The sequence below is a fragment of the Acidobacteriota bacterium genome (assembly GCA_018001935.1).
Classification (GTDB): domain Bacteria; phylum Acidobacteriota; class JAAYUB01; order JAAYUB01; family JAAYUB01; genus JAGNHB01.
The window spans coordinates 70644-92516 of the sequence record JAGNHB010000005.1 but is presented as its reverse complement, the minus strand read 5'-3'; the positions used below and the strand labels follow the sequence as shown (position 1 = coordinate 92516).

Here is a 21873-nt window from a genome sequence, read left to right as displayed (position 1 = left end):
CAAAGAGCTGAAAAGAAAGAGGGAAACACCGAAATCGCATCCGACTGGTCTGACTTGTCCGACTGGTCTGACTTGTCCGACCTGTTCGGTTCCCGGTTTGAATCTGAGTGGAGGGCAGGATGGCATCCAATTCGTTCGGTGAGATACTGAGGGTCACCACCTTCGGCGAGAGCCACGGGCCCGGGATCGGCGTGGTGGTGGACGGCTACCCCCCCGCCTTCCCGGTGGACCTCGCGGCGATCCAGCGCGAGATGGACCGGCGCCGGCCGGGGCAGTCCGGCATCGCCACCCCGCGGCAGGAGAAGGACCGCGTGGAGGTCCTCTCCGGCCTCTTCGAGGGCCGCACCACGGGGGCCCCCCTCACGCTGTGGGTCCGCAACGACGACGCCCGGCCGTCGGACTACGACGACCTGCGCGACCGCTTCCGGCCGGGGCACGCCGACTACACCTGGTGGCGCAAGTACGGCGTCCGCGACCACCGCGGCGGCGGCCGGACCTCGGGGCGGGAGACCGCGGCCCGGGTGGCGGCCGGGGCGCTGGTCCGCCAGCTGCTCGCCCCGCAGGGGATCTCGGTCACCGGCCACGTGGTGCGGGTCGGCCCGGTTTGGGCCGAGGCCTTCGACCCCACCGAGATCGAGCGCAACCCCGTTCGCTGCGCCGACGCGCAGGCCGCCCGGCGGATGGCCGACGTGATCGGCGAGGCCCGGGACGCGGGGGACTCCGTGGGCGGCATCGTGGAAGTCCGGGCCGACGGCGTGCCCGCCGGCCTCGGCGACCCGGTCTTCGGAAAGCTGGAGGCGCGCTTGGGCGCCGCCTTCCTTTCCATCGGCGCCGTGAAGGGCGTGGAGTTCGGCGACGGCTTCGCCCTGGCCGGCATGCGGGGATCGGAAGCCAACGACGCCCTCCGGCCGGGCGGCTTCGCCACCAACCACGCCGGCGGGACCCTGGGCGGGATCTCCACGGGGGCGACCGTCGTGGCCCGCCTGGCGGTGAAGCCCGCCTCCTCCATCGCCAGGCCCCAGGACACGGTGGACGTCGACGGGAACCCCGTGGTCCTCGAGGTCCGCGGCCGTCACGACCCCTGCATCTGCCCCCGCCTGGTCCCCGTCGCCGAGGCCATGGCCTGCCTGGTCCTGGGCGACGCCTGGCTCCGCCAGCGGCCCTACGCGGCGGGGCCCCCGCAAATCGAGGAAGGGAGGATTTCCCCATGATCGTCGTGTTGAAACCCGGCAGCGACAAGGCGGCCGCCCAGGAACTGCTCGACCGGATCGAGGCGATGGGCTGCAAACCCCTCTACATGCCCGGCACCGAGCGGGTCGTCCTCGGCGCCATCGGGGACGAGCGGGTGCTGGCGAAGCTGCACCTGGAGAGCTACCCCCAGGTGGAGAGCGTCACGCCCATCCTGGCCCCCTACAAACTGGTCAGCCGCGAGCTGCACCCCCACGACACGGTGGTGAACCTGGGCGAGGGCGTAGCGGTGGGGGCCGACCGGTTCGTGGTGATCGCCGGCCCCTGCGCCGTGGAGTCCGCGGAACTGATGGACCGCACCGCCCGGATCGTGAAGGAACACGGGGCCCGGGCTCTCCGGGGCGGCGCCTTCAAGCCCCGCACCAGCCCCTACAGCTTCCAGGGCCTGGGCGTGGAGGGCCTGGAGATCCTGGCCGCCGTGGGGAAAGCGACCGGCATGCCCGTGGTGACCGAGGCCATGGACATCGGCGACGTGGAGATGGTGGCCCGCCACGCCGACGTGATCCAGATCGGCGCCCGGAACATGCAGAACTTCCGACTGCTCCAGGTGGCGGGGCAGGCCCGCAAGCCGGTCCTGCTCAAGCGCGGCCTGGCCGCCAGCGTCAAGGACCTGCTCCTGGCCGCCGAGTACGTCTGCAGCGAGGGGAACCCGGACGTGATCCTCTGCGAGCGGGGGATCCGGACCTTCGAGACCGCCACCCGCAACACCCTGGACCTGAGCGCCGTCCCCTACGTCAAGCAGCGGAGCCATCTGCCCGTCGTCGTGGACCCTTCCCACGGCACGGGGGTTCGGGAGCTGGTGGGGCCCATGGCCTACGCCGCCGCCGCCTGCGGGGCGGACGGGATCATCGTGGAGGTCCACCCCGACCCCGCGCGGGCCCTCTCCGACGGCGAGCAGTCCCTCTACCCGGAGCAGTTCGCCGCCGTGATGCGACGGCTCAAACCCTTCGTCGAAGCGGCGGGGAGAACGTTATGAACACCCCCCTGCCCGCGACCGGCCAGTGCCTTCCCCTGGTGCGCGTCCTCGCCGACGCCCCCGAACCCCACGCCCTCTTCGCCGTCCTGACGGACCGCGGGACACGCCGCGACACCCTCCTGCTTGAATCCGGCGACCGCAGCACCCAGCAGGGGGAGAAGAGCCTTCTCGTAACGCGTGCCGCGGTCCGCCTGCGCTGTTTCGGCCGGGACGTCGAGGCGGCGGCTCTCAACCCCAACGGCACGGGGCTGGTGGCCTGGCTGAAGGAGCGCCTGGCCGGGACGGCCGCGGTGGTCGCCGACGAACCCGGGCGGCTCGTCCTTCGCTTCCCGCCGCCCCCGCCCGGCGAGGACGCCGCCCGGCTCCTCGCCCCGTCGCCCGCGGACGCACTGCGGGCGCTGGTCCGCGGCCAGTCGGTGGTGGGGGACCAGTCCTCCCTCGGGCCCATCCTGGCGGGGTCCTTCGCTTACGACTTCATCGACAGCTGCGAGGCCCTCCCGCCCGGCAAACCCGCCCTGCGGCCCTGGCCGGACTACGAGTTCCTCCTCCCCGACGAGATGGCCTGGGTCAACCACCGGACCCACACCACCACCGTCATCGCCCACGTGTTCGGCGGGCCCGGCGCCGAGGCCGCCTACCACGACGCCACGGCGTCCATCCGGAAGGTGGCGGCCGCCGTCGAGACGCTCCAGATCCACGGGGAGGCGCCCGAGGCTCCGGCAACGCCCGGGGAGACGGCCCGGCCGGCCCCCGTCGCCGACCTGTCCGATGCGGCGTACGCGGCGTGCGTCCGCAGGATGAAGGAACACATCGTCGCCGGGGACGTGATCCAGATCGTCCCCAGCCGGACCTTCTCCGTTCCCTGCCGGCAACCCTTCGCGGCCTACCGCCGGCTGCGGGCCCACAACCCCAGCCCCTACATGTTCTTCCTCAACGGGGAGCACGGCGTCCTCTTCGGCGCCTCCCCCGAGACCGCCGTGAAGGTGGAGGGGCGGCCGCCCCGCTTCGAGATCCGCCCCATCGCCGGGACCCGCCCGCGGGGGTTCACCGCCGAGGGGGAGATCGACCCCGACCTGGACAACCGGCTCGAGGCGGAACTTCGCCTGAGCGCCAAGGAGGTGGCCGAGCACATGATGCTCCTGGACCTCGCCCGCAACGACGTGGCCCGGGTGAGCCGCCCCGGCACCCGGCGGGTGGACCGGCTCCTGCAGGTGGACCGCTACTCCCACGTGATGCACCTCGTCTCCCGGGTGAGCGGCGAGCTGAACGAGGGGATGGACGGCCTCCACGCCTACGTGGCGGGGATGAACATGGGGACGCTGGTGGGCGCCCCGAAGATGAAGGCCGCCGAACTCCTCCGCCTCTACGAGGAAAGCCGCCGCGGCCCCTATGGCGGGGCCGTGGGCTACCTGGCCCACGACGGCTCCCTGGACACCTGCATCGTGATCCGCTCGGCGTGGGTCTGCGACGGGGTCGCCCACGTCCGGGCCGGCGCGGGCATCGTCTACGACTCCGACCCCGACGCGGAGGCCGCCGAGACCCGCCAAAAGGCGGAAGCGGTCCTGAAGGCGATCGAATAAGAATTCAGGGACACGACAATGGAACCACGAACCACGCGAACCACACGAACGGGGAGAATTGCAGAAGAAGTTTGGACCACGAAATACACGGAATACACGAAAAATGGACCCAGGAGTGACAACGTGATCTCTAATAAATTGAAAAAGATAATCTCCACCGTTCGGTCCAGCATCCGGCTCCCCGTCCGTGTATTTCGTGTATTTCGTGGTTTCAATCCGGTTTCCCGTTCGTGTGGTTCGTGGTTTCAATTCCCGATGGTTTTTCCGAGGTGATCGACATGAACATTCTTTTCATCGACAATTTCGACTCCTTCAGTTTCAACGTGGTCCACGACCTGCGGGTTCGCGGCGCCCGGGTCGATGTGTGGCGCAACGACATCCCGGCGGACCGGGCCCTCGAACTGGCGATGGCACTCCCGAAACCTGCCCTGGTCGTGGTGTCGCCCGGCCCCGGGGCGCCCCGCGACGCCGGATGTTGCGTGGAGTTGATCCGGCAAGCGGGTGGTCGAATTCCTCTCTTCGGCGTCTGTCTCGGCCACCAGGCCCTCGTGGAGGCCTTCGGCGGCGTGGTGGGGTTCGCCGGCGAGGTGGTCCACGGGAAATCCTCCTGGATCGAGCACACGGGCGACGGGATCTTCGAGGGTCTCCCCTCGCCGCTTATGGCGGGCCGTTATCACTCCCTGGCGGCGGAGACGGTCCCCGATTGCCTGCGGGTCACCGCCCGGACCGGCGCGGTGGTCATGGCGGTGGAGCACGGGACGCTCGCCCTGGCGGGCGTTCAGTTCCACCCCGAGTCGATCCTGACGCCCCTGGGCGGCAAGATCCTGGACAACGTCCTCCGGTGGGCCGGGGCCCGGCAGGCCGGCCGGGCGACGCCGGACGGCGCCGTCGCGGGAGGCGGCCGTGCGTGAGGTCCTGGAACAGCTCTGCGCCGGGCGATCTCTCGAGCGGGCCGCGGCGCGGGACCTCTTCCGGCAGGTGGTGGAGGGATCCGTCCCGGAGCCCGTGCTGGCCGCCGTCCTCACGGCCCTCAAGGTCAAGGGCGAGACGGCGGGCGAACTGGCCGGGGCGGCCGAGGCGCTGCGATCCTCGGCGCTGCCCCTGGGCGACCTCCCCTTCCCCGTGGCCGACAGCTGCGGCACCGGCGGCGACGGCACGGGCACGGTGAACGCCTCCACCGCCGCGGCCCTGGTCTGCGCGGCCTGCGGCGTCCGCGTGGCCAAGCACGGGAACCGCTCCGTCTCGTCCGCGTGCGGCTCCGCGGACGTGCTGGAGGCCTGCGGAGTGAGGGTCGACGGCGACCCGGCCTTCGTGCGCCGCGCCCTGGACGAGGTGGGGATCGGTTTTCTCTTCGCGCCCCGCTTCCACCCCGGCGTGCGGCACGCCATGCCGGTCCGCCGGGCCCTGGGGGTGCGGACCATCTTCAACCTCCTGGGCCCCCTCTGCAACCCCGCGGCGCCCCGGTACCAGCTCCTGGGCGTCTACGACGCGGCCCTTTGCCGGCCCGTCGCCGAGACGCTGGCGCTGCTGGGCTGCGAACGCGCCCTGGTGGTGCACGGGGACGGGCTGGACGAGATCGCCCTCCACGGGCCCACCACCGCCGTTCTCCTGGACGGCGGCCGGCTGGAAGCCTTCGTCCTGGACCCCTCGCACGCCGGCTTCGAACGGGCGCCCGTCGAGGCGCTCCGGGGCGGCGGCGCGGCGGAGAACGGGGCCTGGCTGCGGGGGATCCTCCGCGGAGAAGGGGACCCTGTCCACCAGCACTGGGTGGCCCTGAACGCCGGGGCGCTCCTGTGGGTCACCGGGGAAACCGCCAACCTCCGGGACGGCGCCCGCCGGGCCCTGGACACCCTCGCGCAGGGCCTCGCCGCCCCCCTCCTGGACCGCTGGGTCGCCCTCTCCCGCTCCCATCGGGAAACGGGGGGAGAATCATGAAACCCGGCGACAGCGGGAGATTTAACGTGACACAGCGACGCGGGGACGCAAGGAAGGCTCCCGCGGGTTCTCTTGGCATCAAGAAGGCGTCCTTCTCCTTGGGCCAATGCGCCTGCGTTGGCAACGGCCGGGTATTCGGGCTCGAGAAATACCAGCACGCCCTTTATGCTGCGTTGTTCTGCGTGTTCTGTGCTTCTTGCGGAATGAGATCATCGTTGGAGTCCAATGATCATGGTGCTTGAGGAGATCCTGGAGAGGAAGCGGCAGGATGTGCGGGAGCGGATGGCGCGACGGCCGCTGGCGGCGTTCTCCGCGGACCTTCGGCCGTCGGACCGAAGCCTGCGCGCCGCCTTCCGCCCCGGCCGGACCGCCTTCATCCTCGAGTGCAAGAAGGCGTCCCCTTCCCGAGGTTTGATCCGGGCCGACTTCGACCCCGTCCGGCTGGCGGAGGCTTTCGACCCCGTCGCCGACGCCATTTCCGTCCTGGCCGACGAACCCTTCTTCCAGGGGAGCCTGGCGGACGTCCGCCGGGTCCGGGAGCGGGTTTCGCTCCCCGTCCTCTGCAAGGACTTCGTGGTGGACCCCTACCAGGTGTACGAGGCCCGCCTGCACGGCGCCGACGCCGTCCTCCTCATGCTCTCCGTCCTGGACAACCCCACGGCGACGGCCTGCCTGGAGGCGGCCCGGTCCCTCGCCCAGGACACCCTCGTGGAGGTGCACGACGAGGCCGAGCTGAGGCGCGCCCTGGCGCTGGGCGCCGGCGTCGTGGGGATCAACAACCGCGATTTCAGGACCCTGCGCACCGACCTCGCCGTGACGGAACGGCTGGCGCCCCTCGTCCCGCCGGGGGTGGCCCTCGTCTGCGAGTCGGGCATCCGCGGACGGGCGGACGTGGCACGGCTTCGGCGCCTCGCCGGGGGGTTCCTGGTGGGCACCTCCCTCATGGAAACGCCCGACCCCGGGCGGGCCGCCCGCGAACTGGTCTTCGGGCGAGTGAAGGTCTGCGGCCTTACGTCCCCGGCGGACGCCGCCGCCGCCTGGCGGGCGGGCGCCGTCTACGGCGGGCTGATCTTCGCGGCCGAGTCGCCCCGGTGCGTGACGCCGGAGCAGGCCCGGCGGGTCCGGGACGCCGCCCCGCTCCGGTGGGCGGGCGTTTTCGTGAACGCCCCGATCGACCGGGTCCGCTGGGCGGTGGTTGACCTGGACCTGGCGGTCGTCCAGCTCCACGGCGAGGAGGATGCCGGGTACGTTCGCACCCTGAAGGCCGCGCTCCCGCCCACCGCGGAGGTCTGGAAGGCGCACCGCGTGGCAGGCCCGGTCCCGGCGCCGGCGGCCCGGGAGGCGCGGGGCATCATGATCCCGGCGCTGGCGGCGTCCGGCGCGGACCGGCTGCTGCTGGACACCCAACGGTCGGGCCGTCGCGGCGGCACCGGCGAGACCTTCGACTGGTCGGTCCTGCGGGATCACCCCGAACGGGACCGGCTGGTGGTCGCCGGCGGCATCCGCCCCGCGAACGCACGCGAGGCCGCCACTCTGGGCGCTTTCGCCCTCGACGTCAACTCCGGCGTGGAGTCGGCCCCGGGGGTCAAGGACGAGGGGCTGCTGCTGCGGCTGTTCGAGGAATTGAGAGGATAGGTGTCAGGTGTCGGGTGTCGGGTTCCAGGTTTCAGGTTTCAGGTTTCGGGTTTCAGGTTTCGGGTGTCGGGTTTCGGGTGTCGGGTTTCAGGAGCAAATAACTGTGATGCGGGCGTAAAGAGTCCGGATTTTAATCTCACAGAGGCGCAGAGGCACGGAGAAGAACCATAAAGCATGTTTTGTCTATGAAATACAAAGTGCGTTTCTCCGTGCCTCCGTGCCTCTGTGGCAGAGAAAACTGTTTAAGAGATGTCAACCATGGTCAACGCGATCCCATTTCTCCCATTTCTCCCATTTCTCCCATTTCTCCCATTTCTCCCATTTCTCCCATTTCTCCCATTTCTCCCATTTCTCCCATCTCTCCCATTTCTTCCATCTCTTCCATCTCTTCCATTTCTTCCATTTCTTCCATTATTCCCATCACTCTCCTCTTTCCCCTTGGCCTTTCGCACTTTTCGCACTTTTCGCACCCTTCGCACCCTTTGCGTTTTCCCTCCCTCCGCCCTTGCGGCGTTCTCGCCTCCCCTCCCTCCCCGGCTTTCAGTTCCTGACTTCTGTCTTCTGTCTCCTGTCTCCTTCAGCATCATCACCGAGGTAACACCACCATGCAACAATCCGGCAGATTCGGCGACTTCGGCGGGGCCTTCGTCCCGCAGATCCTCCTCCCCGCCCTGGAGGAACTGGAAGCCAACTTCCTCGCGGCCCGCCCCGACCCGGCCTTCCAGGCGGAACTGGGCGATCTCCTGACCCATTACGCCGGCCGCCCCACGCCCCTTTACGCCTGCCGCAACCTGGGACGGGGCACGAACGCCCGCCTCCTGCTCAAGCGGGAGGACCTGGTGCACGGCGGCGCCCACAAGACCAACCAGGTCCTCGCGCAGGCACTGCTGGCCCGGCGGTCCGGCAAGACCCGCCTCATCGCCGAGACCGGCGCGGGGCAGCACGGCGTCGCCACCGCCATGGCGGGGGCCCTCTTCGGGCTGAAGACGCGGGTCTACATGGGCGCGCGGGACGTGGAGCGCCAGCAGCCCAACGTCTTCCGCATGCGGCTCATGGGGGCGGAGGTGGTGAGCGTGGAGAGCGGCTCCCGCACCCTCAAGGACGCCGTCAACGAGGCCCTGCGCGACTGGGCCGCCTCCTTCGGGGACACCCACTACGTCCTGGGCACCGTGGCGGGGCCGCACCCCTACCCCCTCATGGTGCGCGAGTTCCAGCGGGTGATCGGCCGCGAGGCGAGGGCCCAGGTGCTCGCGGCGGAGGGGCGGCTCCCCGACGCGGTCGTGGCCTGCGTCGGCGGCGGTTCCAACGCCATGGGGATCTTCGCCGACTTCGTGGACGACACGGACGTCCGGCTGGTGGGCGTCGAAGCCGCCGGGCGCGGCCTGCACACCGGGAAGCACTGCATGAGCCTCCAGGCGGGACGGCCGGGGGTCCTGCACGGCGCTTTCAGCTACCTGCTGCAGGACGACGACGGCCAGGTTCTGGAGAGCCACTCCGTCGCCGCCGGGCTCGACTACCCCGGCGTCGGGCCGGAGCACGCCTGGCTGAAGGCCACGGGCCGGGCCGAGTACGTGGGCGTCACGGACGACGAGGCCCTGGAAGCCTTCGCCGCCCTCTCGGCGGCCGAGGGGATCATCCCGGCCCTGGAGTCGGCCCACGCCCTGGCCCACGCGCTGAAGATGACGGAATCGGCGGCCCCGGGAACGCTCCTGCTGGTCAACCTCAGCGGCCGGGGGGACAAGGACCTCGACCAGGTCCGCTCCCAGCCCCGGATGCGCGCCCTGATGTCCGATCCCCCTCCTCCCCCCCAAACCCTTAAGGAGCACTGATGTTCGGAGATCTCCCATCGGCATCGGTATCGCTATCGCTATCGGTATCGGTATCGGTATCGGTATCGCAATCGGTATCGCAATCGGTACCGCCCTCGCCCTCGCTCTCGCTCCCGCAGCCGGCAAGGAAGTCGCAATCCCCACCGGCATCGCCCGTTCCCTCGCCCCTGCGCCAGGTCACGGCCCGGGGGAACCGCCTGCGGCTGCGACCGGCCCTGGCGCAACGGGGGCGCCCGGGGCGCCCGTGTGAAGCCGTGGTCGGGCGGTGCCGCGGGCTTGCCCCCGAGGACAGCGGGCAGAAGGGCCTGGGGTGCGGTGCGATTGCGAGATCGACGGCGAGGGCGAGAGCGATTGCGATTGCGATGCCGATTGCGATTGCGATACCGATAGCGATACCGATTCCGATACCGATACCGATACCCATACCGATTCCGATACCGATACCGATACCCATACCGATTCCGATTGCGATACCGATACCGACCCCGATGGTTGGGGGCCTGGATTGAAAAGGAAGGAAGCATGACCCGATACGAAACCCTGTTTGCCCGCCTGGCCGCTTCCGGCGAGGGGGCCTTCGTCCCCTTCACGGTCCTGGGCGACCCGGACCCCGAACGGAGCCTGACCATCCTCCACACCCTCGCGGACGCCGGCGCCGACGCCCTGGAGCTGGGCATCCCCTTCTCCGACCCGGTGGCGGACGGCCCCACCATCCAGAAAGCCGACATCCGGGCCCTGGAGGCCGGCATGACACCGGGCGGCGCCCTCGACCTGGTCCGCCGGTTCCGGGAGCGGAACCGCGAGATTCCGGTCGGGCTTCTGGTCTACGCCAACCTCGTGGAGGCCCGGGGACGGGACGCCTTCTACCGGCGGTGCGCCGACGTCGGGATCGACTCGGTCCTGGTGGCGGACGCGCCGACACTGGAGGCGGGGCCTTACGCGGCCGGCGCCCGGGCGCACGGCATCGCGCCGGTCCTGATCGCCGCCCCCAACAGCCGGGACGAGGACCTTGCCGCGGTGGCCCGCCTCGCCGAGGGCTACACCTACGTCGTGACCCGCGGCGGCGTCACCGGCGCCGACGAGCACGCCCGCACCGACCACCGCGCCCTGGTCGCCCGGCTGCGGGACGCCGGCGCGCCCCCCGCGCTGCTGGGCTTCGGGATCTCGAAGCCGGAGCACGTCCGCGACGCCCTTCGCGCCGGCGCCGCGGGCGCCATCAGCGGCTCGGCCATGGTGGCCCTCGTCGAGCGCCACGCCGGCGATCCGGACGCCCTGCGCAGCGAACTGGCGGCCTTCGTAAGGGCCATGAAGGCGGCAACGAGAGGGTAAAGGCCAAGCGGTCGCAAGGCAGGAACATCGTATGAGAAAGGACAAAAGGACCAAAACGACCCAAAGGACATAAGGGACGGCAGGGGGCCGCAAAGAGGCGGCAGAGGGCTGCAGGGCGCGGCAGGCGCGGCGGGGGGCGGCAGGCGCGGCGGGGGCGGCAGGCGCGGCGGGGGCGGCAGCGCGGCGGGGCCCGGCAGGCGCGGCGGGGCCCGGCAGGCGCGGCAAGTGGGGCGGCAGGGGGCGACAGGGCGCGGCAGCGCGGCGGGGGGCGGCAGGCGCGGCGAGGCCCGGCAGCGCGGCGGGGGGCGGCAGGCGCGGCGGGGAGGGGGCCGTTGAGGGCTGTGGCTTCTTTGCCGTCCTTTTGGTCCCTTTGGTCGTTTTGGTCCTTCCGTCCCTTCTCTTCTCTACCTCCCGCTCTCCCGTTTCCTCACCTCCACCCTCACCCGCGTCATGCGTTCCCGCAGCCCCCCCCTCCTTCAAAAAATCCTGTTCCAGGCGCTTCAACTGGCGGTCGAGGAGGTAGCAGCTCAGCTTGATCAGCCCGATGACCACGTTGGCGCAGACCGCCGGGTCGCGGTGCTCGATGCCGGGGCGAAACGCTTCGTAGGAAACGCCGGGCTGACGGTTCAGTTCCCGCAGGCGCAGCGTGCCGGGGTGGTCCAGGGCCCACTCGCTTGATTGGCGCGTCCGCAAGAAGTCCCGGTAGTCAGCCAGGAGTTCCTCCAGGCTGGCGCGGGCCACGTTGGTCAGCTTGATTTCCATCTCCTTGGAGGTCCCCGACGCCAGGCTCGCTTCGGCGATGTTCTGCTTGCCCGAGCGGGCGGCCTGCACCATCTGGTCGATGGTGCGGTCGCCGCGTGCGTAAAATCGGCCGCAGAAGTAAACCGTGGCGTCGTAGACGATTTCCGCCTTCTGGTAGGAGAGGAGGTTTCGGTAACCGCCATGCGGGGGGATGAAGCGGTCGGGCATCGGACACCTCCATGCCGAGAGTTGCCGGAAAGGACGAAAGGACCAAAACGACCAAAAGGACATAAAGGACAGCCGTGAACCGCAAGGGACACCCGACGCGGCCGGGGGACACCCGACGCGGCCGGGGCACGCCCGACGCGGCCGGGGCACGCCCGACGCGGCCGGGGCACGCCCGACGCGGCCGGGGCACGCCCGACGCGGCCGGGGCACGCCCGACGCGGCCGGGGCACGCCCGATGAGGCCGGGGGGCGCCCGTCATGGCCGGGGCACGCCCGACGCGGCTGGAGAACCGAACGTGCCACCGAACGGCCTGGGTGGGGCATCGGGGGCGCCCGGGAGGCGCCCGGGGAGCGTCTGGGTTTGCCGGCAACTCCGAGGAAAGCCGGCCTTGTGCCCGCGCAGCTCCCGGGGCGCCCGATCGTCGAGGGTTGCAAACACTCCCGGGTGTAACGGTCGGCGGCGCCGGGGCACGGGCCGAACAGCCGTTTTTCGCCGGGCACTTCCGCACGGTGAGCCGTGACGGGCGCTCCACCTCGGCAGGCCACACCGGGCCCCTCCCCCTCGGCGGGCCACGCCGGGCACTTCCACTCGGCGGGCGGCGCCGGGCACTTCCTCGCGGCGGGCCGTGCCGGGCACTTCCTCGCGGCGGGCCGTGCCGGGCACTTCCTCGCGGCGGGCCGTGCCGGGCCCTCCCTCACAATGGGCCGCTGAGAGCCCAAGCTTACCATCCCTGCCGTCCTTTGGGTCCCTTTGGTCCTTTTGGTCCTTTCGTCCCTTCCCGCTCACTCTGTCAACGCAAAGCCAGCACCGCTTTCGGGATTTTTTTCAAAAACATCGAAAAATACCCCGCCGAAGCCCTCCAGCGCCTGGTTCTCGATGCGGGCTTTTCGTTTTTCAAGCAGACCGCTTCCCGGGAAGGCGCATCGCGATCGATCCCTCTTCCGGGGAAAGCACCCGGCAGCTTTACCGGGGGATTCCTGCTCCGGATTTTTTCCTACCATTCGGCGCGAGGATAAGGTATGACATTCATGAAAGGCGACCCTGCGCCGATCTTTCATGCTCGAGGAGGCACCATGCGCGTCAGAACCGTCTTATACCCTTTCCTGGCCATCCTGCTCCTGCCGGCCGGTTTTCTCCGCGCGGGGGACGACGTCCACACGCCCAAGCCGGGCAGCGAGGAGCGCAAGGCCGTGATGGACGCCGTCCGAAAGCCCGTGGAGGCGAAGCTCAAGGAGTCGGTGATGTTCCAGGCAGACGTGCTCAACGTCGGTCACGGCCACGCCTTCGCGATCCTCAAGCCCCTGAAGGCCGCCACCCGCGGGCCCATCGACTGGGCCTCCCGGCCGGAGTTCGCCGAGGAAGTGGCGGCGGAGGTCTTCAGCGGGCTGATCGTGGTGCTCCTCGAGCAGGGAAAGAACGGGGAGTGGCGAGTCCTCGAGTTGGTCTGGGGGCCGTCCGACGTCTGCTACGAGCCGTGGCCGGGAAAATACAAGCTCCCCGAAAAACTCTTCGGCATGGGGGAATAGGGGGTTTTCGGCGATCTGGCGAATACCCGCTGATGTGGGGCAGGACACGGTTTACGAACCGGCTGCGTCTCGCCGGAGGCTGCAGACTTGCCGGGGGGTGCGGGTATCACCGGGCGTAGAAGTCCGCCACGAGATCGAAGACGCCGCGGAAGGCCTCGTCCACGGGAGCGCGGAGGGGTTCGACCACGGGGAACGGATCTTCATGCCGGCAGGGGTAGGGAAAATCCAGGGTTTCCACACCGGCGGGAAGGTCTCGGTCGGAGCCTTGCAGGGTATTCCGCACCTCCCAGGGGGGGATCACCGTGTCCTGCTCCAGCGCCACCGCCAGCAGGCGCGGCCCCAGCCGGCGGAAATGCGCCTCCCGCTCTTTCCGCATCACGTTATAGCTGAGCATGGAACGGAAGTTGACCCCCTCGGGGTGGGCCTCGCCCAGGTGGTGGCGCAGCCGGGCATCGTCCCGCAGGTGGCTGTCCAGGTGTTCCACGAGGCAGGAGTAGAGAGCGACGTTGGCCTCACTGTCCAGGATGAACCGCGAGACGGGGGACATCCGGTTGAACACGGCCCCGCCGCAGAAGCAGCACAGGCGCGCGTCCGAGAGTATCCCTGCCGGGTCGGTCATCAGGAGGACCTGGGACAGCAGGCACCCGATGGAATAGCCGAAAAGGTCCACGACCGCGCCGGGTTCGACCAGAGGGTGCTCGCCCGCCCGGATGTCCTCCAGCAGCCGGACCGCGTCGTGATAGGTCTGGAGCCCCGACCAGCAGAACCGCTGGGGCTTCGCCTGCAGGCGGATACTGATGGCGGCGTTGGACAGAGAGGAGCCGATCACGGCCGGGAACTCATGCTTCCGCTGTTCGCTGGCCCGGTGCATCAACCGCCGGTCGATCCAGGCCAGCGGCGCCCGGTTCATGTGGAACGCGATGGGAAACAGGATCACCGTCCTGCCGGTGCGTTCCGCCAGCCGGTAGGCCCAGGGCAGGTACTTGTGCCAGTATTTCTCGTTGAAACCGTGAAAAAACAGGAGGGCGTCCCGGGCACGCCCGTCCCCGCGAGGGTGAAAAACGGGGTAACGGAACTCCCGGTTCTCCCGAACGCGGGAATCCCGCAGATCCAGGATCCCCTCGACCACCCCGCGCGGGTCGGCAAACTCGCCCGTCCCGAAGGTTTCCGCCCCGTGGACCGGGCAGGCATAGGTATCCTCCCCGGGCAGGATCCGGTCGTGCACCGATCGGAATTCCAGGTTGAACAACCGGACTCCGCCTCCGAGATCGATCGTGTCGACGTCGGTGGTCACCCGGTCCCGCAGGCAGTGGTAAAGGTCGAAATAATCCATGAATCCAACCCGGCAATGGAGGTCTCCGGCGAATCACCCGGAGCGGGAAGCATAGCCCCGCCTTTCGCCCCCGTCAAGAGAGGTTGAGGGAAAGGCGGACCCAGCCTTTCGGTCGAGGTGATGGACGAGGCCTCTGCGGAGAGAGGCGCTCTGTTGTCCACGGACGGCGAAGCCTCTCCGCCGGGGAGTCCCCCCCCGGATCGGGACGACCCGTGGGAACGGCGGTTGGCACGCGCCGTCCCGGCGCGGGTCGCCGCTCTCAGCATGGCCCACCCTTGATCGCCCGGGTCGGGACGACCCGTGGGAACACCCGTCCCTGGAAAAACATGCGGTGGAACGCTTGACTTCCGGGAGCAGGTTCTTTAAACTGTCAGCAAATTTCACGGCTTCAAGAGGGATACACCCATGGCCAAACGTCTGAAACACGACCTGTTGATTCTGGGATCGGGGCTGGCGGGACTCCGGGCCGCCGTGGAGGCCTCCATCGTCTCCGGCGGGGAGCTGAGCATCGGCCTCGTGTCCAAGGTCCAGCTGATGCGCTCCCACTCCGTGGCCGCCGAGGGCGGGACCGCCGCCGTCCTCCGGCCCGACGAGGGGGACACGCTGGATCTCCACGCGTGGGACACGGTGAAGGGTTCGGACTTTTTGGCGGACCAGGACGTGGTCTTCCGTTTCGCGGAGGCCATGCCTGCCGAGATCCTGCTGCTGGACAAGTGGGGGATCCCCTGGTCCCGCACCCCGGGCGGCCGCATCGACATGCGCCCCTTCGGGGGGCACTCCTTCCCCCGGGCGGTCTACGCGGCGGACAAGACCGGTTTCTTCGAGATGCAGGTCCTCTACGACACCCTGATGAAGTTCGCCAACGTGAAGCGCTACGACGAGGTCTTCGTCACCTCCGTCCAGGTGGAGAACGGCCACTTCGCCGGCCTGACGGCCCTCGACATGGCCACCGGCGAGTTCCTGGCCATGGCGGGCAAGGCCCTGGTGATCGCCACCGGCGGGACGGGCCGCATGTTCGGCTTCACCACCTACGCCCACACCGTGACGGGGGACGGCATGGCCCTGGCGTTCAAGGCGGGCCTTCCCCTCAAGGACATGGAGTTCCTCCAGTTCCACCCCACCGGTCTCATCCCCTCCGGCATCCTGATGACCGAGGCGTGCCGGGGTGAGGGCGGCTACCTGAAGAACAGCCTCGGCGAACGGTTCATGAGCAACTACGCCGCCGAGAAGATGGAACTCGCGCCCCGCGACCTGGTCTCCCGCTCGGAGATGAAGGAGATCGAGGCGGGGCGGGGCTTCAAGGGACCCCGCGGTCTCGATTACATCCACCTCGACCTGACCCACCTGGGGGATGCCAAGATCAAGGACCGGCTCCCTCTCATCCGCGAGATCTGCCTGAAGTTCATCGGGCTCGAGCCGGCGGAGCAGGCCATCCCCATCCGCCCGGTGGCCCATTATTCCATGGGCGGCATTCACACGGACATCGACGGGAAGACCCCCGTGGACGGGATCTGGTCCGCCGGGGAGGCCGCCTGCGTCAGCTTGCACGGCGCCAACCGTCTCGGGGCGAACTCGACGGGCGAGTGCCTGGTGTACGGCAAGATCACCGGGGCCGAGGCCGCCGCCCACTGCAAAGCGCTGAAGGCCGTCCCGGAGGCGAAGGACGCGGCCGTGGCCGACGAGGAGAAGCGCCTCTTCGAGGGCCTGCTGAAGCAGGAGGGAAAGGAGAGCCACTACGCCCTCCGGGGTGAGCTGGCCGTGACCATGGACATGAACATGGGCGTCTTCCGGACCGGTGAACAGATGCGGGAGGCGAAGGCGAAGGTGGCCGAGCTGCGGGAACGGGCGAAGAACATCCGGGTGCAGGACAAGGGCCGGGTTTACAACACCGACCTGATGATGGCCGTCGAGCTGGACTTCCTGCTGACGTGCGCCATGTGCTCCGTGGAGGGCGCACTGGTCCGGGAGGAGTCCCGCGGCGGTCACGCGCGCCGCGACTTCCCCGTGCGCAACGACGAGACATGGTGCAAGCACACCCTGGCCGTCCGTGACGGCGACGGGGTCAGGCTGGACTACCTGCCGGTAACCATCACCCACTGGAAACCGGTGGAACGGAAATACTGAGGATCAGGAGGCGCCAATGGCGAAACCAAACGACCTGGGGCTCCGGGGTTGGGTCTGGGCCGGCAAGTACGGTCTCCAGCGCCCCGCCTACACGTTGCAGAGGCTGACCGGCCTCGGCATCATCTTCTACCTGGTTCTGCACCTCTTCGTCACCGCCCAGAAGGTGGGCGGCGAAGCGAGCTGGAACAAGGTCATGGACACCGTGAAGCCGCTTCACGTGGGCGAGTACCTGCTCTTCCTGTGCATCCTCTTCCACGCCGTCAACGGGTTCCGCCTCTTCTGGGCGGAAATGGGGCTCAACCTGGGCAAGCCCTACAAGAACATCTACCCCTACTCGACGTGCCTGGACCGCAACCGGCTCCTGTTCTGGCTCTGCATCAGCCTCATCGCCGTCCTCGCGGTGATCGGGACGCTGGATTTCTTCGAGCTGTTCCACCTGATCGCCTAGCTGACCCCCATCGGGGTCGGAATCGGAATCGGGGTCGGGAGTCGGGGTCGGGAGTCGAAACAGGAAAGAACAAGATGACATTCGGCCACGAACATTTGGATGTCTATCGCACGGCCCTGGAGTATGTTGGACTGGCCTATTGAGAACAACGATGCCGTCAGGGCATTTTTTGGATCCGGAGGTTACCCATGAAAGAATCTAGACTCTGGTTCTGGCACATGATGGCGGGGATGATCCTCATCCTCCTGCTGGGTCTGCACACCCTGATCATGCATTTCGACACCGTCCTGGCCTTCTTCGGCTTCATCCCGAAGAGCGCCTGGACCGCCGCGGGGCCCTCCGGCGCGCTCAACTTCCAGGAGAGCGTGCTCCCCCGCATGCAGTCGATCTTCATGACGGCGGTCTACGTCCTGCTGGCGATTTTCGGGCTGTTCCACGGCCTTTACGGGGTCCGGTCCATCATCTGGGAACTGAAGATCCCCCTGGGCGCCAAGAAGGCGGCAGGTGTGCTGGTGGTCGTGGTCGGGTTGGCCCTCGCGGCCTACGGCGTCGTGACGGTCCTTCAGGGGCACCTCCGGGCGGACTCCCTGATGAACACCCCCCGGTAGGAGGACCCATGGAACACCATCAAGCCCCCGAGATCGACGACAGCAAAGTCATCGCCGAGATCACCTTCCGGGTCCGGCGCTTCGACGGGACGGACCCCGGCGCCCCTTCCCGGTTCCAGGACTACAAGGTCCCCGTCATGCAGGGCATGACCGTCCTGGAAGGCCTGATCCACCTCAAGGCGGAGGTCGACCCCACCCTCTCCTGGCGGGCGTCCTGCCGCATGGGCGTCTGCGGGTCGTGCGGCATGTTCATCAACGGCTTCCCCACCCTGGCCTGCCAGCAGCAGATCATGAAGCTTCACGCGAAGGTGGTGGTCCTGGAACCGCTGCCCAACTACCCTGTGGTGAAGGACCTCGTGACGGACTTCAGCCGGCTGTTCGAGGCCCATCGCCGGGTCAAGCCCTACATTGTCCGCAAGGGCACGCCCCCCGAAAAGATCGAGGGGGAGTTCGGCCAGACGCCGGACGAACTGGTCGCCTACCTGCAGTTCTCCTACTGCCTCAAGTGCGGGCTCTGCATGTCCGCCTGCCCCACGGTGGGAAGCCTCCCCGAGTTCCCGGGTCCCCAGCCCCTCGGCCAGGCGCTGCGGTACGTCTACGACACCCGGGACGAGGGTTTCCACGAACGCGCCGAGGTGGTGGACACCCCCTTCGGGATCTTCCGCTGCCACTTCGCGGGAGCCTGCTCGGAAGCCTGCCCCAAGGGGATCGACCCGGCCTTCGCCATCCAGCTCCTCAAGAAGGAGATCATCCGCCAGTCCGTCCTCCGCGGCTGCCCGAGGAAAACCGCGCCGGTCCTCTCCCTCGAGCGCGACGACGCGGTCCGGAAGGAGAACATCCCGCCGGCCCCCGCCCGCACCGTGGAGTGACGAGGGCCCCGGCAAGCCCCGATGGCCCGGTCCGATCAGCGCCGAAGCGTCGGGGCAAACCTCCCGGCCTCTCGCTGTCGACGGTTTTGCAAGCCGTGGGAGATTCCCGTGGGGAAAACGCCAATCGACAAGACGACCTGCCATTTCCGGGAGATGGCGCCGGAACCCGTCCCGGAGGGGTCGTCCTCCGCCGACGCGGCCACCGTCCGGACGCCCGTGCCCCCGGAGGACAACCTGGCCGCCTCCATCCGCGAGGTGGAGGAAAAGTTGCTCGGACCCTCGGGCGAGGCGGAGAAGGACCCGCTGGTGGGGACCACGGTGGGCCCCTACCGGGTGAACGCCTTCCTCGGGGTGGGCGGGATGGGGCGGGTCTACCGGGCCACCGACACCCGGCTCAAGCGCACGGTGGCCCTCAAGTTCCTCCGGGTGAACGACCCGGAGTCGGTGGCACGGCTGCTGAAGGAGGCGCAGGCCCTGGCGAAGCTCGACCACACCCACGTCTGCCGCGTCTACGACGTGGGGGAGATCGAAGGGAAGCCTTACATCGCCATGCAGTACATCGACGGGGTCTCCCTCTCGCAGCAGGCCGGGCACCTCTACCAGGAGCAGAAGCTGCGGCTGGTGAAGGCGGTGGCGGAGGGACTGGGGGAGGCGCACCGGCTGGGGCTGGTGCACCGGGACATCAAGCCGGGTAACGTCATGCTGGAGAAGGCGGCCAGCGGCGCCTGGAAACCCTTCGTCATGGACTTCGGCCTGGCGCGGGACACCGGGGAGAAAGGGGTCTCGGTCACGGGGGAGGTGGTGGGAACACCCCTGTACATGGCGCCGGAGCAGGCGTCGGGGAGGGTCCACGAAATCGGGCCCCGGACGGACGTCTACGCGCTGGGGGCGACCCTGTACGAACTCCTGGCGGGACAGCCCCTCTGGAGCGCAGACAACCCCATCGCCATCTTCGCCAGCATCGTGCTGGAGGAACCGCGCCCGTTGCGGTCCATCGACCGGCGGATCCCCGAGGACCTCGAGACTGTCGTGATGAAGTGCCTGGAGAAGGACCCGGCCAAGCGTTACGCCGACGCCGCGGAACTGGCGGCGGACCTGGGCCGCTACCTGGAGGGAGAGCCGATCACGGCGCGCCGGGCGTCCGTCGCCTACCGGGCCTGGAAGAAGGTCCGGAAACACAAGGCCGTCGCCATCCTCGCCCTGGTCTCGCTGGCCCTGCTGGCAACGCTTTCCGTGCTCTGGGCCCGCTCCGCCTACCTATCGGCGCGCAAAGTGGAGCTGGCGGCGCTCTTCGACCGGGAAGTGCGCTACGTGGAGAGCTTCATGGCCTGGGTGAAAAGCCGGCCCCTCCACGACACGCGGGAGGAGCTGGCGTTTCTCCGGGCCCGCCTGGACCGGATCCGGGCGCGGATGGAGCGGGAGGGGCCCGTGGCCCTCGGCCCCGGGCACTACGCCCTCGGCCGGGGGCTGCTGGCGCTGGGGGACCTGACCCCCGCCCGCGACCACCTCCGCAGAGCCGCGGAGGCGTACGACTTCCGGACCCCCGACGTCTGCTACTACCTCGGGTTGACCCTGATGAGCCTCTACCAGGTCGAGGACCGCCGAATCCAGGTCCTGGACCCGGCGGAGCGCCCGGCGGCCCTGGGAAAAGCCATCCGGGAGCTTCGAAACCCCGCCCTGGACTACCTCCGGGAAGGCCGGGCCGTGATGAGCGCTTCCCCCGAGTACGTGGAAGCCCTGCTGGCCTTTCGCGAGGGCAAGAGCGCCGCGGCGGAGGCGAAAGCGCGGGAAGGGCTGGCCCGCTTCCCCTGGCAGGCCGACATCCAGGGCCTTCTGACGAGCATCCTCATCGAACGCGCCCCCCAACCGGGCGCACCGGAAGCGCCGGGGAACGCCTCAACCCCGCTCGCGCAAGCCGCCGCCCTCGTGGACGACCTGGTCCGGCGCTACCCCAGCGACAGCGAACCCCGGAAACAACGGATGCACCTGCTGTACATCCACACGAAGGAACGCCTGCGAGCCGGGGACCTCGCCGGCGCCGAAAAACTCCTGGAACAGTCCCGGCAGGAACGACGGGCGTGCCTCGTCATCGACCCGGCGGCGGCAGCCGAGACGATCATGGTCCTCCACATCGAATTCATCCTGTCGGAACACCTGATCCAGAACGGGATCGACTCAGCCCCCCCGGTTTTCGACGAGGGGTTGCGGGAAGCCCGCAAACTGGTGGCAGCGTCACCGGCGCTCCCTGAGGGATACCTGTTCCTGGGTGCGTTCCTGCAGCTCAGGGCCAACGCGCTGCCGTCTTCCGACCACCCCCGGGCCGTAGCCCTCCTGGAGGAGGCCACGGCGGTCCTTCGCAAGGGGGAAGCCCTCGCCGGCGAGGGGGGCGCCAACTTCAGCGTCCAGCTCGGGAACACGCGCTTCGGGCAGAGCCGAATCCTCGCCGCCCAGGGAAAAGACCCCGGCCCGGCCCTGGACGAGGCGATCCAGGCCTACCGGCGGGCCCTTCGCGTGCTGAGCGAAGAGGCCTTGATGCACCAGAACCTGGGGGTCGCCCTCCTGACGAAAATCCGCTGGGAACTGAAAGCCGGGCGGGACCCAACCCCCCTCATTGCCGAGGCGAAGACTTCCCTCGGCAGGGCCCTTGCCCTCGACCCCGACCTGGAATTACCCGGCTTGGGGACCGCCATGCTGCTGCAGGCGGAAGTCGCGTGGGACCTCCTGGCGGGGAAGGACCCCCAGCGACCCCTCGACGCCCTGCGGGACCTGGCCGCGGCCCCGGGCCTGAAGGGCCCCGCCCGCAAGCAGATCTTCTTCATGCATTTCGACACCCTCGTCAACCTCGTATTTAACGACCTCTCGGGCGGGAAAGACCCCCGGGCGACCCTCGGGGAAGCGGTGGAGGCCCTGCGGAACTGGGAAACCGCGGCCCCGGCATCCGAACCGCACAATCTGACCCGCCTGCATTTCCACTACGTGGAAGCGCAGGCCAGGCTCGCGAAACAGGAATCACCGTTTGACGCCCTGTCCGCCGGAGAAACCATCCTCGAGACGATGATTTCCCGGCAGAACAAGCCAAACCTCTTTCTTTACCGGGCGCGTTTCCACCGCCTGCGGGGGGAGTACGCCCGGATGACGGGGAAGTCCCCCGACAAGGAATACCGCGCGGCAGAGGCTGCGCTCGGGCTCGTCTCCGGCGAGGTCAAACCGGAACTCTCCGCCTCCCTGACCGCGGAATCCGCAACCCTGCTCCTGGACCGCGCGCTCGAAGCCCCCGACCCCATCGCGCGGCGAACCCTGGCCGTCCGGGCCTCGGACACCTTCCGTGAGGCCCGGGCCCGCTACGCGCTGATCGCCCTGGAGTACGGCCCCCAGATCCAGCGGGCCCGGGAGATCGCCGGGAACCGGTAAACTCCGAACCAATTGATTTGACATTCGATGTCGCGCGGGTTATCGTAAGGGTG

The 21873-nt window shown here is 68.9% G+C and carries 18 protein-coding genes and 1 pseudogene; 15 read left to right on the top strand and 4 right to left on the bottom strand.

Translation table 11 applies throughout. The features are described from left to right. Window positions 1–119: 119 nt before the first annotated feature. The 6 genes from aroC (at window position 120) to trpCF (ending at window position 7374) form a co-directional block, all read left to right on the top strand. Entirely contained in the window at window positions 120–1211 is a 1092-nt protein-coding gene (gene aroC / locus KA419_03545) for a chorismate synthase (GenBank protein ID MBP7865000.1), read from the top strand. Then, window positions 1208–2224 carry a 3-deoxy-7-phosphoheptulonate synthase gene (aroF, locus tag KA419_03540; protein ID MBP7864999.1) on the top strand — a complete coding sequence of 339 codons (1017 nt, stop codon included), beginning with the start codon at window positions 1208–1210 and terminating at the stop codon, window positions 2222–2224. The genes aroC and aroF overlap by 4 nt, the downstream gene beginning before the upstream one ends. Beyond that, window positions 2221–3804: an anthranilate synthase component 1 gene (locus KA419_03535; GenBank protein MBP7864998.1), complete on the top strand. Its 1584-nt coding sequence runs from the start codon at window positions 2221–2223 to the stop codon at window positions 3802–3804. Before aroF ends, KA419_03535 begins: the two co-directional genes overlap by 4 nt. Window positions 3805–4082: 278 nt before the next feature. After that, window positions 4083–4715 carry an aminodeoxychorismate/anthranilate synthase component II gene (locus KA419_03530; protein ID MBP7864997.1) on the top strand — a complete coding sequence of 211 codons (633 nt, stop codon included), beginning with the start codon at window positions 4083–4085 and terminating at the stop codon, window positions 4713–4715. Next, complete coding sequence (gene trpD, locus KA419_03525; protein MBP7864996.1) at window positions 4708–5739, top strand: anthranilate phosphoribosyltransferase; 1032 nt, start codon at window positions 4708–4710, stop codon at window positions 5737–5739. The genes KA419_03530 and trpD overlap by 8 nt, the downstream gene beginning before the upstream one ends. Window positions 5740–5964: 225 nt before the next feature. Further along, on the top strand, window positions 5965–7374 hold the full coding sequence (gene trpCF, locus KA419_03520; protein ID MBP7864995.1) for a bifunctional indole-3-glycerol-phosphate synthase TrpC/phosphoribosylanthranilate isomerase TrpF: 1410 nt from the start codon (window positions 5965–5967) through the stop codon (window positions 7372–7374). A 242-nt stretch (window positions 7375–7616) separates the two neighbouring features. Here trpCF and KA419_03515 read toward each other — a convergent pair whose 3' ends face one another. Further along, window positions 7617–7961: a hypothetical protein gene (locus tag KA419_03515; protein ID MBP7864994.1), complete on the bottom strand. Its 345-nt coding sequence runs from the start codon at window positions 7959–7961 to the stop codon at window positions 7617–7619. A gap of 18 nt (window positions 7962–7979) precedes the next feature. Here KA419_03515 and trpB point away from each other — a divergent pair, with 18 nt between their 5' ends. From trpB to trpA, 3 genes are all read left to right on the top strand, one after another. After that, a complete protein-coding gene (gene trpB / locus KA419_03510; GenBank protein ID MBP7864993.1) occupies window positions 7980–9203 on the top strand; it encodes a tryptophan synthase subunit beta in 1224 nt (407 codons plus the stop codon). A 310-nt stretch (window positions 9204–9513) separates the two neighbouring features. After that, on the top strand, window positions 9514–9729 hold the full coding sequence (locus KA419_03505) for a hypothetical protein (GenBank protein ID MBP7864992.1): 216 nt from the start codon (window positions 9514–9516) through the stop codon (window positions 9727–9729). After that, the gene (trpA, locus tag KA419_03500; protein ID MBP7864991.1) at window positions 9726–10532 is read left to right on the top strand and encodes a tryptophan synthase subunit alpha; all 807 of its coding nucleotides are present in this window, start codon (window positions 9726–9728) and stop codon (window positions 10530–10532) included. Before KA419_03505 ends, trpA begins: the two co-directional genes overlap by 4 nt. A gap of 404 nt (window positions 10533–10936) precedes the next feature. Here trpA and KA419_03495 read toward each other — a convergent pair. Both KA419_03495 and KA419_03490 read right to left on the bottom strand, forming a co-directional pair. Beyond that, window positions 10937–11501: pseudogene (locus KA419_03495) on the bottom strand (four helix bundle suffix domain-containing protein). A gap of 782 nt (window positions 11502–12283) precedes the next feature. Then, window positions 12284–12559, bottom strand: coding sequence for a hypothetical protein (locus tag KA419_03490; GenBank protein MBP7864990.1), 276 nt, complete (start codon window positions 12557–12559; stop codon window positions 12284–12286). Between the two features lie 15 nt (window positions 12560–12574). Here KA419_03490 and KA419_03485 point away from each other — a divergent pair, with 15 nt between their 5' ends. Beyond that, complete coding sequence (locus KA419_03485) at window positions 12575–13027, top strand: hypothetical protein (GenBank protein ID MBP7864989.1); 453 nt, start codon at window positions 12575–12577, stop codon at window positions 13025–13027. A gap of 106 nt (window positions 13028–13133) precedes the next feature. On the opposite strand, the gene KA419_03480 is transcribed toward KA419_03485, so the two are convergent. Continuing rightward, window positions 13134–14360, bottom strand: a complete 1227-nt coding sequence (locus KA419_03480) for a hypothetical protein (GenBank protein MBP7864988.1) — start codon at window positions 14358–14360, stop codon at window positions 13134–13136. 405 nt (window positions 14361–14765) lie between these two features. On the opposite strand from KA419_03480, the gene KA419_03475 reads away from it, so the two are divergent. From KA419_03475 to KA419_03455, 5 genes are all read left to right on the top strand, one after another. Beyond that, window positions 14766–16484 carry a succinate dehydrogenase/fumarate reductase flavoprotein subunit gene (locus KA419_03475; protein ID MBP7864987.1) on the top strand — a complete coding sequence of 573 codons (1719 nt, stop codon included), beginning with the start codon at window positions 14766–14768 and terminating at the stop codon, window positions 16482–16484. Window positions 16485–16500: 16 nt separating this feature from the next. Next, window positions 16501–16932 carry a hypothetical protein gene (locus KA419_03470; GenBank protein ID MBP7864986.1) on the top strand — a complete coding sequence of 144 codons (432 nt, stop codon included), beginning with the start codon at window positions 16501–16503 and terminating at the stop codon, window positions 16930–16932. 188 nt (window positions 16933–17120) lie between these two features. After that, entirely contained in the window at window positions 17121–17540 is a 420-nt protein-coding gene (locus tag KA419_03465; GenBank protein MBP7864985.1) for a hypothetical protein, read from the top strand. Window positions 17541–17548: 8 nt separating this feature from the next. After that, entirely contained in the window at window positions 17549–18409 is an 861-nt protein-coding gene (locus tag KA419_03460; protein ID MBP7864984.1) for a succinate dehydrogenase iron-sulfur subunit, read from the top strand. 108 nt (window positions 18410–18517) lie between these two features. Next, window positions 18518–21820, top strand: coding sequence for a serine/threonine protein kinase (locus tag KA419_03455; protein ID MBP7864983.1), 3303 nt, complete (start codon window positions 18518–18520; stop codon window positions 21818–21820). The last annotated feature ends 53 nt before the right edge of the window (window positions 21821–21873 follow it).

What these genes read in the sequence shown, in the direction of transcription:
- trpCF (MBP7864995.1), top strand. Translation starts at nt 5,965, where the DNA reads ATGATCATGGTGCTTGAGGAGATCCTGGAGAGGAAGCGGCAGGATGTG.
- KA419_03465 (MBP7864985.1), top strand. Translation starts at nt 17,121, where the DNA reads ATGAAAGAATCTAGACTCTGGTTCTGGCACATGATGGCGGGGATGATC.
- KA419_03460 (MBP7864984.1), top strand. Translation starts at nt 17,549, where the DNA reads ATGGAACACCATCAAGCCCCCGAGATCGACGACAGCAAAGTCATCGCC.
- trpA (MBP7864991.1), top strand. Translation starts at nt 9,726, where the DNA reads ATGACCCGATACGAAACCCTGTTTGCCCGCCTGGCCGCTTCCGGCGAG.
- KA419_03515 (MBP7864994.1), bottom strand. Translation starts at nt 7,961, where the DNA reads ATGATGCTGAAGGAGACAGGAGACAGAAGACAGAAGTCAGGAACTGAA.
- KA419_03530 (MBP7864997.1), top strand. Translation starts at nt 4,083, where the DNA reads ATGAACATTCTTTTCATCGACAATTTCGACTCCTTCAGTTTCAACGTG.
- KA419_03475 (MBP7864987.1), top strand. Translation starts at nt 14,766, where the DNA reads ATGGCCAAACGTCTGAAACACGACCTGTTGATTCTGGGATCGGGGCTG.
- KA419_03470 (MBP7864986.1), top strand. Translation starts at nt 16,501, where the DNA reads ATGGCGAAACCAAACGACCTGGGGCTCCGGGGTTGGGTCTGGGCCGGC.
- aroF (MBP7864999.1), top strand. Translation starts at nt 1,208, where the DNA reads ATGATCGTCGTGTTGAAACCCGGCAGCGACAAGGCGGCCGCCCAGGAA.
- aroC (MBP7865000.1), top strand. Translation starts at nt 120, where the DNA reads ATGGCATCCAATTCGTTCGGTGAGATACTGAGGGTCACCACCTTCGGC.
- KA419_03535 (MBP7864998.1), top strand. Translation starts at nt 2,221, where the DNA reads ATGAACACCCCCCTGCCCGCGACCGGCCAGTGCCTTCCCCTGGTGCGC.
- KA419_03480 (MBP7864988.1), bottom strand. Translation starts at nt 14,360, where the DNA reads ATGGATTATTTCGACCTTTACCACTGCCTGCGGGACCGGGTGACCACC.
- KA419_03490 (MBP7864990.1), bottom strand. Translation starts at nt 12,559, where the DNA reads ATGAAAGATCGGCGCAGGGTCGCCTTTCATGAATGTCATACCTTATCC.
- KA419_03485 (MBP7864989.1), top strand. Translation starts at nt 12,575, where the DNA reads ATGCGCGTCAGAACCGTCTTATACCCTTTCCTGGCCATCCTGCTCCTG.
- trpB (MBP7864993.1), top strand. Translation starts at nt 7,980, where the DNA reads ATGCAACAATCCGGCAGATTCGGCGACTTCGGCGGGGCCTTCGTCCCG.